The sequence below is a fragment of the Lachnoclostridium phytofermentans ISDg genome, assembly GCF_000018685.1.
Classification (GTDB): Bacteria; Bacillota; Clostridia; order Lachnospirales; family Lachnospiraceae; genus Lachnoclostridium; species Lachnoclostridium phytofermentans.
This window is the reverse complement of the sequence record NC_010001.1, coordinates 3,717,065-3,728,808: the sequence shown is the minus strand read 5'-3', so window position 1 is coordinate 3,728,808 and position 11,744 is coordinate 3,717,065. Positions and strand designations below refer to the sequence as shown.

The window sequence follows — 11,744 nt, the reverse complement described above, 5'->3', positions numbered from 1 at the left end:
TGTCAGATGAATGTATATTACACTTCTGACACTCTTTTTGACTAATAATCCATATAAGAAATTAATAATTATGAACCAACTCAACATAAGCATAATCACCGTAACGATTATGAACTTCATCTTGGATATAAGGATGAAATATTAACTGTAAAGTACGTATATACTGTTCTTTAGAAATATCTGTACGGTTTGTTTTAGCCTCACTTGTTAGTTGATTAGTGCTACTTAAAAAGAACACCAAACAAAATATTGTTATAATTACGATTGTTTTTCTTATCCTCATATAATATATCCTTTCTAAGGAGTAATTTCAAAATAATTTTCGTAGTTAACTAAATTTAATCCGTCACTAATAGTTTTAAATAAGTTGTATTTATTATACTTGATAATATTGGTGAATTTAAAACTAGTATACTTCGAAAAAGCATTTAAATCGGATAAACAACCGCAATTCTGTGGTAAAGACCTAGAGAACGATATAGGGTTTATTTAGAACTTAACTCAGAGTTTCTTTCCTTAATAGGTATTAACAAATCGAGCTGTAAGCCTTCCGGCTCGGAATTTTCTAACATAACATGATTTATGTAATTCAAATGCTCTTCAAGCCAGCCAAACATATTATTAGAGTCCCAATTTCCATTGTACTCATATAAGCTGCTGTTTTGTACCCATTCATTTAAGCGTCCCCATTCCTCAAATGCTCCGAAAGGAATCATATACGCAGCATATAAACCGCCTTCAAAGTGCTTTTTAGTCAGTGGTTCAGGAATTACTATGTCATCAGGGACAGTAATCCACATCTCATAACCATGATATTCGGTTCCATCCACAGGACATGGGGAATTAAATCCAAAATGTCTTAAGTCAGTTTTTTTATGTATTAAATCATTGTCTCGTACAAACTGATCAATTACCTGATTGACATGCATTTCAGGTTCATCACCTTCATACTGATAAGTTGCTACAGTTGCAGGCGGAAGATATACGATTCGTACATCTCGGTCTCTTAGTTTGCTTAATTGCTCACTTGCTTTGTTTAAATCTTCCATTGTGTTTTCCTCCTTAAAATTAATCTTTGATAAAGAGAGAGGAGAAATCATTGACAGCAAGGTAATATCATTCAGTAAATCAGATTTTAAATTAACTCCGGATTTAGAACGCAGTTCATCCACAAATCTTTTAAGAATATTCCGAATCGTTGATAAAGAATCGATTTCTTCATCCAGCTCATGGATATTTTCTAGGAACACCTCGATGGCATGCGCTGTATTACTATCATTAAGTAATATACCTATTTGCTTTAGAGGTATGCGCAATTTGCGTAAAATGATAATCTGATTAAGCCGTAGACAGGATTCTTCGCTGTATACTCTATAGGAATAGCCGTCCATACGCTGACTTTGCAATAATCCTATTTGTTCATAGTAGCGAAGCATCCTTGTCGAAACGCCAAATGCTTTTGTTACTTGTGTAATTGTTTTAAGTTCTTCCATCGCTAACCTCATTCCTGTGCACGCATGTATGCATGTGTTTTACTTTGCTTATCAAGTTTGTGTTACAGGGCAAACGCAAACGTATTGATTTAAAGATTTATCATTTTATTCTTTCCACTCTCTTACTAGGGATTATAAAGTACGACACGACGTCAAAGTCAATTACAAAACAAAAAAATAATAGCCAGGAAGAGTTTGTTTCAATTAAAAATCTTGCAACCCAAGTATTGATGTTGCATAATAAAAATGTGCTTTTGTATCGTAAATAGGAAGCATGTTATGTTTATTATATTAAATTTATAAAAGCCATACAATATTTCTTAGTGACTGTTTTAAAGTTTAAAAGATGTATTGCAGTTATAAGCCAGTAAGGGCTATGTTTAGAGTTAGTATCAATCAAGATGCACAGAACATAATTCATATGGAACATAGTTGGGTTCTTATCAATGTTTTGGGATATTTTCTATTTCATTATAAAGTTGTATTATGGTACTGTAAATTTAATTCTATAACATTAGTTTAGTCTTGAAAATAAAAAATGATTATATTTGGGTAGGTGACATCATGAATTATGCTACTATTAAGCCATTTGACGTGGCAAACGGTCCAGGAGTAAGAGTCTCTTTGTTTGTAAGCGGTTGTACCCATCACTGTAAGGGGTGCTTTAATGAAGTTGCATGGGACTTTCATTATGGAGAGCCATTCACGGAAGAAGTGATCGAACATATTATTACCTTATTAAAACCGGATTATATTGCCGGACTATCTTTACTTGGAGGGGAACCGTTAGAATTTACGAATCAGCTTGGGCTTCTTCCATTATTACGAAGAGTAAAAGAAATGTATCCAACAAAAAATATCTGGTGCTATAGCGGATATCTTTTAGATGCCGATATATTAGGTAAGATGGCTGTGGAACATGAAGAGACCAGAGAGTTGTTATCTTACCTTGATGTGTTGGTGGATGGAAAATTTGAGGAAGAAAAGAAAAATATCAATCTTCGTTTCCGAGGTTCTGAAAACCAAAGAGTTATTTTGGTGAAAGAATCGCTTCAGTCAGAAAATATTATTTTGTGGGATGGAGCCTTGAATGAATAAAATTTGGAACGGATTAAGGTATGGAAATAAAAAGACAAAGGGATATATTCTAGCAACAATATTGTTGTTATCATTCGGTAGTGTTAGTGTGGGATTTACAGTTGCCAAAAAGTCACCGCTGTGGGGAATGAGTGCAATATTTTGCTTTCTTGTTGCTTTTCTTTTTATTACCTCACTTTCGTTTCATAAAACAGGGAAACAAATTATAAAAAAAACACGAGAAGAACATGCTTTAAGTGATGATATTTCTAATGAACACTTAGAGGAAGAGATAGAAGAAAATATATTTGGAAAATATGATGAAGAAACTGTAAAAGGTGTCTTTATTAAATATAAGGTAAATAAAGATCATAAACCTATTATAATTGATCATTGTCAAAGTGAAAAAGTTAGACAATGTCCTGCTTATATCTGGTCAGATAGAGGAAATCTAAATCTTTTACTATTTGAAGAAGAAACGAGAAAGATAACAATTCCATTATCTAAGGTTACTAAGATAATCTATGAAAAAGGAGTGCTAGCAGATCCTCTACTTGATTACGAAGGATTTCAAAAACCATCCTTTCTCAAAATGGTTTTCTCCTCTTATTTACCAACTCTTTATGAGGATTCGAAAGAAGGAAGAAAGGTTTATCGAAAAAATCTGTACGTACTTTCACCAGATATTAAAGTAACGAATACCTCCATAAGAACTATAATGGATATGTTAAAATTAGACTTAAGTTATGAGGGCAGATTTGCCGATCCGGGTATGCATAATCCATATTTTGAGAAAGCATACTTACTTAGTATTATGCTTAGAGACGGTGTTATTACGGTCTCTGAATTTAAGGTAAGAATCAAAAAGCTGTTACAACAGCTTTCAGAAGCCAATATTAGTAATGATGAATTTCATTTGTATATAAGACAGATGGTGAATGCAAGACTTATAACAAAAGATTATGCAGAGTATTATCTCGCTTATCGGAAATAGGTTTGTGATAAGTGAAGATGATTAACTTAGTGTTAATAAAAAGGAGGCTTAAATTTTGGAACAAAATATACCACGGCCAGGACAATTATATCAACATTTTAAAGGAATGTTATATCAAATTATTACGGTAGCCAAGCATTCCGAAACAGGGGAAGAGCTTGTGATTTATCAAGCACTTTATGGCGATTTTAAGACATTTGCAAGGCCTCTTTCTATGTTTCTTAGCGAGGTGGATCATGAGAAATATCCTAATGTTTCGTTGAAATATCGTTTTACCCCAATCTCACGAGAAGAACTCAGTAACGAGAATAGACAGAATAAGAATATGGATGCGATGAGTAAAGCTGGAGCTATGGATGCTCAAGATCAAGATGTAGCAGTACAACAATTAAAAGATGACGAGATTTTAAATCATGCGGTTAAGGGAGAACAAACAAAAGCTACAGAAGGTTTAAAAAAGGATGAACTACACCCGGAAGCAAATCTTGATTTAATGGCATTTCTTGATGCAAAAGATTGTGATGAGAAACTTGAAATCTTATATAGCATGAGAAAGAGCATTGATGAACGGACAATGGGGAATATTGAGATTGCTCTCGATTTGCCAGTCAATGAAGGAAGTATTGAACAGCGTATTGATATAGTAAAAAATAAGTTACATGTGATGGCAAAATATGAAAATCGACGACTTAGATAATAAATTTTGATGCATTTCGATACTTTATTATTCAGCTAAGATATATTATTTTGGATTGATAAAAACTGAAAAAGGGCTTTTAAAATGACATTTCTAAAGTCAAAAAATCAGTCTATTAACAGTAATGATAAATGACATTAATGATGCTTATAAGCGTTGATTTTACTGCAAAAAATTAAAAATTAATATACAGAAAGTATCAAAAAAACTACTGTCTTTTTGTACATTTAACCGAAATTATGTTACGGGGCCTTAAAGTGTGAAAAAGCGCTTGCCTTATTTTTTCGCTACGATATAATTAAATTGCAACAGCAAAAAAATGGTTGCCAAGAACGCAGGGTAAGGTGTTTGCACAAGGAGGATAATTAACATGAAAAAGTTAGAACAACTTTATGAAGGTAAAGCCAAGAAAGTGTACAAAACCGACGTTGAGGATGTATTAATCGTAGATTATAAAGATGATGCAACCGCATTCAACGGTGAGAAGAGAGGAACTATTGTAGGTAAAGGCGTTATTAATAATAGAATGTCTAACTACATAATGAAACAGTTAGAAAAAGAAGGCGTGCCAACTCATTATATTGAAGAGTTAAGTGATAGAGAGACCGCTGTAAAGAAAGTTCAGATTGTTCCACTTGAAGTTATTATCCGTAACGTATCCGCAGGAAGCTTTGCGAAGAAGTTAGGAATAGAAGAGGGCCGAAAATTATTATGTCCTACTTTGGAATTTTCCTATAAAGACGATTCACTTGGTGATCCAATGATTAATTCTTCTTACGCAAAGGCACTTGGACTTGCAACACAGGAAGAGATTGATACGATTTCTACGTATGCATATAAAGTAAATGAAGTAATGATAAAGTATTTTGAAGGTATTGGCATTGAGTTGATTGATTTTAAGATTGAATTTGGTAGATATCATGATCAGATTATTCTTGCCGATGAGATTTCTCCAGATACTTGTCGCTTATGGGATATAAAGACCCATGAAAAATTAGACAAGGATCGTTTCCGCAGAGACCTTGGTAATGTAGAGGATGCTTATCTGGAAGTATTTAAAAGACTTGGAATTGAATAATATTTTACAATGATGTAAAGGGGGGATTGACGCTAACAAAAGCGACATCCCCTTTTGTTACTTATTTTCACGGCAATACAGCAGATTAGCATTAGAAAGGATAAGGCAATGGAAGATAGAATCAATGATTTGATTTCAGAAGAAATCCATGAAGAGTGCGGCGTTTTTGGCGTCTATAATATGGTTGGTGAAGATGTCGCTGATTCGATTTATTACGGCCTTTTCGCCCTACAGCATCGTGGACAGGAAAGCTGCGGTATTGCGGTTAGTGATACCCTAGGACCTAAGGGCAGGGTTTCCTCGATGAAGGGTATGGGGCTAGTGAATGAAGTTTTTACTCCGGAAGGCTTGGAGACACTTCGTGGGGACATCGGTGTTGGTCATGTTCGGTATTCCACTGCGGGAGCAAGTAATATTGCAAATACTCAGCCACTTGTATTAAATTATGTAAAAGGTACTTTGGCACTTGCCCATAATGGGAATATTATAAATGCACCTGAGTTAAGAAGAGAGTTAGAATATACAGGAGCAATCTTTCAAACAACGATTGATTCTGAGGTTATTGCATATCATATAGCTAGGGAGCGATTAAAGACAGCAAATGTAGAAGGTGCTGTTAGGAATGCAATGATGAAGATTAAAGGTTCTTATTCCCTGATTGTAATGAGTCCAAGAAAATTAATTGGGGCAAGAGATCCTTTTGGTTTTCGACCTCTTTGTATCGGGAAGAAAGAGAATATGTATATTCTTGCGAGTGAGAGTTGTGCTCTTGATGCAGTGAATGCAACATTTATTCGCGATGTTTTACCAGGTGAAATTGTAACGATTACAAAAGAAGGAATTTTATCGGATACATCGATGTGCCAACCAAAGATGGCTAAGTGTATTTTTGAATATATATATTTTGCAAGACCAGATAGCAAGATTGATAAGATCAGTGTTTATAATAGTAGAATTATGGCTGGTCGTATCTTAGCGCAGGAGCATCCTGTGGAGGCTGATTTAGTGGTGGGGGTTCCGGATTCCGGTAATGCTGCTGCAATGGGCTTTGCGATGGAAACAGGGATACCGTATGGCATGGCATTTGTGAAGAATAGTTATGTTGGACGAACCTTCATTAAACCAAAGCAAGCAATTCGTGAGTCTAGTGTACGAATTAAACTAAATGTACTCACAGAAGCAGTGAAAGGCAAAAGAGTTGTTATGATCGATGATTCAATGGTACGTGGCACTACTTGCGCTCGAATTGTCGGAATGTTAAAGGCAGCAGGGGCAACAGAGGTTCATGTTAGAATCAGCTCTCCTCCGTTTTTATATCCATGTTATTTTGGTACCGATGTGCCATCGGACGATCAATTAATTGCGCATAATAATACGGTAGAACAGATTTGTAAAATTATCGATGCGGATTCTTTAGGATATTTATCAGTAAATCGTCTTAGTGAATTAATTGATGGGGATTTGGGATATTGTGATGCTTGCTTTTCGGGGCATTATCCAATTGAACCTCCGACGGAAGATATTCGTGGAGAATATGAATTGTAAATGTTTTTTACTGATAATGAAAGAAGAGTAATGATTAAAGAATATTGATAGAAAAATAATGATGAAAACAAGTGATAGGAAAGGTTGGGTTACAATGAGTCAAGATAACTATGTAAGTCCGTTGTCAGAACGTTATGCAAGTAAGGAAATGCAATATACCTTTTCACCAGATATGAAATTTCGTACTTGGAGAAAACTTTGGATTGCCTTAGCAGAGGCTGAACATGAGCTTGGGCTACCAGTGACAAGTGAACAGGTAGAAGAGTTAAAAGCACATCAGGATGATATTAATTATGAAGTGGCGAAAGAAAGAGAACGTTTGGTTCGCCATGATGTAATGTCACATGTGTATGCATATGGCGTTCAATGTCCCAATGCAAAAGGGATAATTCACCTTGGTGCAACTTCTTGCTATGTTGGTGATAATACCGATATTATTGTAATGACAGAAGGCTTAAAACTTGTTAAGAAGAAGTTGATTTGTGTCATGGAAGAACTTTCAAAATTTGCTATGAAATATCGTGATCTTCCAACACTTGCTTTTACCCATTTCCAACCAGCACAACCAACGACCGTAGGAAAAAGAGCAACTCTATGGCTACAAGAGTTGGCTCTTGATTTGGAAGATCTTGAGCATGCACTATCTTGTATGAAATTACTTGGTTCCAAAGGAACTACAGGGACTCAAGCAAGCTTTTTAGAATTATTTGATGGTGATCATGAGAAGATAAAGAAATTAGATGCCTTGATTGCGAAAAAGATGGGCTTTGAGGAGTGTTTTGCTGTATCCGGTCAGACTTATTCAAGAAAAGTGGATACCAGAGTTTTGAATGTACTTGCAGGAATTGCAGCAAGCGCTCATAAGTTTAGCAATGATATTCGTTTACTTCAACACTTAAAGGAAATTGAAGAACCATTTGAGAAGAATCAGATTGGATCCTCTGCAATGGCATATAAGAGAAATCCTATGAGAAGTGAGCGTATCGCCTCTCTCGCTCGTTATGTGATGGTGGATGCACTAAATCCAGCGATTACTTCCGCTACACAGTGGTTTGAAAGAACCTTAGATGATTCTGCAAATAAACGATTAAGTGTACCAGAAGCATTTCTTGCAATCGATAGTATTCTTGATTTATATATGAATGTAGTGGATGGCTTGGTAGTTTATCCAAAGGTAATTGAAAAACGCTTAATGTCAGAGCTTCCGTTCATGGCGACAGAAAACATCATGATGGATGCTGTAAAAGCGGGTGGAGACCGCCAAGAGCTACACGAAAGAATTCGTACTCTAAGCATGGAAGCTGGCCGTAATGTGAAAGAACTAGGATTAGAGAATAATCTTTTAGAATTAATTGCAGCTGATCCAGCCTTTAATATGACCTTAGAGGATTTAAAGAAGGTAATGGAACCATCTAGATATACTGGAAGAGCAAAAGAGCAGACCGAAGAATTTATAGAATCAGTGATACGCCCAATCCTTGAAGAGAACAACGAGTTACTTGGATTTAAGGCAGAAATTAATGTATAAACATATACAGTAATGAACCACTCAGTGGCAGTATTATAAGCTACTGGGTGGTGATTTTTTATGTAAATTTTATACATGATGCACTTTATCACCTAAAGTACTAGAAAGGATCTTTACATGCTGATTTAGCAGGAAGGTTGTGGAAACCATTCCTGCGGTCAGCTTGAAATAGACTTTAACAATTCATTTAAGGAAGATTCAAAATGGATGTCATCCCCTGTAGTCCGTTTTTTATTATTCTTACTATGGAGATTTTGCTTCCCATGACGCCGTTGCTCTTTTGCGATATGGCGTTCAAATAGCATTTGATTAATGTTATCATTTGTAAAAATCTTACCACTTGGATGCAAGGCTTTTGCCTTCTTACCAAGTGCCATGGCTGCAACTCCATAATCCTGCGTAACTACAATATCATTTGGACTCGTTTGATTTAATAATGCAAAATCAACAGCATCGGGTGCTTTACTCACCGTAATTATTTTACTATAGTCTGAGTATAGTTCATGACTAGTATCAATGAACATGATAACTTCAATCTGATGCTCCTTTGCCAGTCGTTCGATGATTCCTTTCACTGGGCATGCATCCGCATCTACTACAATTTTCATAGCACCTCCTAATTACGATTTCATTTAGTATTATTATCCCCAACTCAACATATTTTCTTAATAAGTAGGGAAAATAAAATTCCTTTTAACCTTTCTTCCTATATAGTATAATATACGATGATAGAGTAGACAACATGAGTAATTAATTTTGCATTGAATAAACTAGATAGCAAAATTTATTGAAAACTTAGAGCTAGATTTATGAAAAGAAACCATAGCTTTACTGTGGTGTTAGGAGGTAGTGATGAGTGAGATAGAAACAGGGTATCAAAAACTTGTAACAAACCAAAGAGAATTCTTTCGTACTGGCAAGACCAAACAAGTGGATTTTCGAATTCAAGCACTAAAGAAACTTCAGTCCGAGATTAAAAATCGAGAAGCAGAAATAATGGAGGCTTTAAAGAAAGACCTAAATAAATCAAGTTTTGAATCTTATATGACAGAAATCGGTATGGTACTTGATGAAATCCGTCATTGTATCGCACATGTGAAAAAGTGGTCCAAACCAAAGAGTGTTAAAACTCCACTTGCGCAATTTCCTTCAAAGAGTTTTACCATATCGGAACCATATGGTGTTGTACTAATTATGTCTCCTTGGAATTATCCATTTCAATTATGCATAGAACCATTAATTGGTGCTATTACAGCAGGAAACTGTGCAGTATTAAAGCCGTCCGCATATGCAGCAGAAACGTCTAAAGTAATCAATACCTTAATACGTGCTTGCTTTCCAAAGGAGTACGTTACGGTAATTGAAGGCGGTAGAAAAGAGAATCAGGGATTACTGGCTACGAGATTTGATTATATCTTCTTTACCGGTGGTGTCGAAGTCGGAAAGATTGTTATGGAAGCAGCAGCTCAATTCCTAACTCCAGTGTCATTAGAGCTTGGAGGTAAGAGCCCTTGTATTATTGAGAAATCAGCAGATATCAATCTTGCTGCAAAGCGTGTTGCTTTTGGAAAGTATCTCAATGCTGGTCAGACATGTGTTGCACCTGATTATGTTTTCGTTCAGAAAGAAGTGGAAGAGGAATTTTTTAAGAAATTAGGGTTGTGGGTACACAAATTCTTTGGTGAAGAACCTTTAAAGAATGAAAATCTTCCGAAAATTATTAATGAACATCATTATCATAGATTACTTTCCCTTCTTGAGGGAGAAGATATTGTCATCGGTGGAAAAGGACAGGATAATATAAGAAAGATTGAACCTACGGTACTAAAAAGTGTATCAACGGATTCCAATATAATGCAAGAAGAAATTTTTGGACCGATTCTCCCTGTACTTAGCTATAAGACAATAGAGGAAGTAATAGAGTATGTCACAGCACACGAAAAGCCATTGGCATGCTATTTATTTACAACGAATGTACAGATAGAAAAGAAAGTATTAAAGCACGTTTCTTTTGGTGGTGGATGTGTCAACGATACCATTATTCATCTTGCAACACCTTATATGGGATTTGGTGGTGTTGGTGCTAGTGGTATGGGAAGTTATCATGGATTTGAAAGTTTTCGCACGTTTAGTCATACTAAGAGCATTGTGAAAAAAGCAAATTGGCTTGATCTTCCGATGAGATACCATCCATATACAGAGAAGAATTTGAAAATGATTCGTAAATTCTTAAAATAGAGGAGAAAATTGAAAAATCTAAGATTTTTCAATAGTAAATTTGTGCTGAGCCCAAATTTACAGCCTGTTGGTAGGAAGGGGGACTTATGGCAAAAGCCAATCTGGAATACTATAAAATATTTTACTATGTTGCCAAAGAAGGTAGTATTTCTTTAGCTGCCAAACGGGTATGCATCTCGCAGCCTGCAGTCAGTCAGGCAATAAAGCAATTAGAATCTGTTCTTAACTGTCAACTTTTTATTCGAGTGGCAAAAGGAATGCGCTTAACCAAAGAAGGAGAGGTTTTGTACCAGTGCGTTAGAGAAGGGTATGAACTTATCGTAAAAGGAGAAGAGCGTTTAGAACGGATGCTAAATCTTGAATCTGGGGAAATTAGAATTGGAGCTTCGGATATGACGTTACAATACTATTTGCTACCGTATCTAGAAGAATTTCATATCCAATACCCTAAGATAAAGGTGACTGTAACCAACGGTCCTACCCCAGAGACACTTGCACTCCTAAAGGATGGGCAAATAGATTTTGGTATTGTAAGTGAGCCATTTTCTTTATCAGAGGATTATAGTGTATTTAAGGTCAAAGAAATCAAAGATATCTTTGTGGCTGGAAAACGATTCGATTATCTACGGGATCAAACCATGGATTATGAAGAGCTTGCAGGTCTACCTGTTATATGCTTAGAGAATGATACTAGTACGAGACGATATGTAGATGAGTACTTAAGTTCCCATGGCGTTGTTTTATCTCCGGAGTTTGAATTAGCAACGAGTGATATGATAGTGCAGTTTGCTAAAAGAAGTCTAGGAATTGGATTAGTGGTGGAGGATTTTGCAACGGAATTAATGAAACAAGGTGAATTATTTGAGGTGAGATTAAAGACACATATTCCAAGCAGACATTTTTGTGTCGTTGAAAATCAAAGGTTTGCATTATCCACTGCTTCAAGGAAGCTCCTTGCATTACTAAAGGAAAGTCAGTATAATGAAATATAGCATTTACCAAGGACATACTAAGATAAGAATCTAGGTTGTAATTCTTCAAAGTAAAAGTTCACGAAGTGTACTTTTACTTGATACTTGTTTTGGGTAAGCTAG

Annotated in this window: 10 protein-coding genes; 8 read left to right on the top strand and 2 right to left on the bottom strand. The window is 35.6% G+C overall.

Annotation, left to right across the window (positions count from 1 at the left end; all coding sequences use genetic code 11):
* Positions 1-485: 485 nt before the first annotated feature.
* A complete protein-coding gene (locus tag CPHY_RS15805; RefSeq protein WP_012201057.1) occupies positions 486-1,493 on the bottom strand; it encodes a MerR family transcriptional regulator in 1,008 nt (335 codons plus the stop codon).
* A gap of 564 nt (positions 1,494-2,057) precedes the next feature.
* Here CPHY_RS15805 and nrdG point away from each other — a divergent pair.
* The 6 genes from nrdG to purB all read left to right on the top strand — a co-directional run bounded on the left by nrdG (position 2,058) and on the right by purB (position 8,412).
* The gene (nrdG, locus tag CPHY_RS15800) at positions 2,058-2,591 is read left to right on the top strand and encodes an anaerobic ribonucleoside-triphosphate reductase activating protein (protein ID WP_012201056.1); all 534 of its coding nucleotides are present in this window, start codon (positions 2,058-2,060) and stop codon (positions 2,589-2,591) included.
* The gene (locus tag CPHY_RS15795) at positions 2,584-3,564 is read left to right on the top strand and encodes a hypothetical protein (RefSeq protein ID WP_012201055.1); all 981 of its coding nucleotides are present in this window, start codon (positions 2,584-2,586) and stop codon (positions 3,562-3,564) included. The genes nrdG and CPHY_RS15795 overlap by 8 nt, the downstream gene beginning before the upstream one ends.
* A 106-nt stretch (positions 3,565-3,670) precedes the next feature.
* Positions 3,671-4,261 (top strand): DUF1653 domain-containing protein, encoded by a 591-nt coding sequence (locus CPHY_RS15790; protein ID WP_085953466.1) that lies wholly within the window; start codon positions 3,671-3,673, stop codon positions 4,259-4,261.
* 370 nt (positions 4,262-4,631) lie between these two features.
* Positions 4,632-5,339, top strand: coding sequence for a phosphoribosylaminoimidazolesuccinocarboxamide synthase (purC, locus tag CPHY_RS15785; RefSeq protein WP_012201053.1), 708 nt, complete (start codon positions 4,632-4,634; stop codon positions 5,337-5,339).
* 108 nt (positions 5,340-5,447) lie between these two features.
* Positions 5,448-6,884, top strand: a complete 1,437-nt coding sequence (gene purF, locus CPHY_RS15780; protein WP_012201052.1) for an amidophosphoribosyltransferase — start codon at positions 5,448-5,450, stop codon at positions 6,882-6,884.
* Between the two features lie 94 nt (positions 6,885-6,978).
* Positions 6,979-8,412 carry an adenylosuccinate lyase gene (gene purB / locus CPHY_RS15775; protein WP_012201051.1) on the top strand — a complete coding sequence of 478 codons (1,434 nt, stop codon included), beginning with the start codon at positions 6,979-6,981 and terminating at the stop codon, positions 8,410-8,412.
* Between the two features lie 158 nt (positions 8,413-8,570).
* On the opposite strand, the gene CPHY_RS15770 is transcribed toward purB, so the two are convergent.
* Positions 8,571-9,020, bottom strand: a complete 450-nt coding sequence (locus CPHY_RS15770; RefSeq protein ID WP_012201050.1) for a YaiI/YqxD family protein — start codon at positions 9,018-9,020, stop codon at positions 8,571-8,573.
* Positions 9,021-9,264: 244 nt separating this feature from the next.
* Here CPHY_RS15770 and CPHY_RS15765 point away from each other — a divergent pair, with 244 nt between their 5' ends.
* On the top strand, positions 9,265-10,650 hold the full coding sequence (locus tag CPHY_RS15765; RefSeq protein ID WP_012201049.1) for an aldehyde dehydrogenase: 1,386 nt from the start codon (positions 9,265-9,267) through the stop codon (positions 10,648-10,650).
* A gap of 86 nt (positions 10,651-10,736) precedes the next feature.
* On the top strand, positions 10,737-11,642 hold the full coding sequence (locus CPHY_RS15760) for a LysR family transcriptional regulator (RefSeq protein WP_012201048.1): 906 nt from the start codon (positions 10,737-10,739) through the stop codon (positions 11,640-11,642).
* Positions 11,643-11,744: the final 102 nt, after the last annotated feature.

Coding starts and splice junctions, on each gene's coding strand:
- CPHY_RS15805 (WP_012201057.1), bottom strand. CDS start 1,493: ATGGAAGAACTTAAAACAATTACACAAGTAACAAAAGCATTTGGCGTT.
- nrdG (WP_012201056.1), top strand. CDS start 2,058: ATGAATTATGCTACTATTAAGCCATTTGACGTGGCAAACGGTCCAGGA.
- CPHY_RS15795 (WP_012201055.1), top strand. CDS start 2,584: ATGAATAAAATTTGGAACGGATTAAGGTATGGAAATAAAAAGACAAAG.
- CPHY_RS15790 (WP_085953466.1), top strand. CDS start 3,671: ATGTTATATCAAATTATTACGGTAGCCAAGCATTCCGAAACAGGGGAA.
- purC (WP_012201053.1), top strand. CDS start 4,632: ATGAAAAAGTTAGAACAACTTTATGAAGGTAAAGCCAAGAAAGTGTAC.
- purF (WP_012201052.1), top strand. CDS start 5,448: ATGGAAGATAGAATCAATGATTTGATTTCAGAAGAAATCCATGAAGAG.
- purB (WP_012201051.1), top strand. CDS start 6,979: ATGAGTCAAGATAACTATGTAAGTCCGTTGTCAGAACGTTATGCAAGT.
- CPHY_RS15770 (WP_012201050.1), bottom strand. CDS start 9,020: ATGAAAATTGTAGTAGATGCGGATGCATGCCCAGTGAAAGGAATCATC.
- CPHY_RS15765 (WP_012201049.1), top strand. CDS start 9,265: ATGAGTGAGATAGAAACAGGGTATCAAAAACTTGTAACAAACCAAAGA.
- CPHY_RS15760 (WP_012201048.1), top strand. CDS start 10,737: ATGGCAAAAGCCAATCTGGAATACTATAAAATATTTTACTATGTTGCC.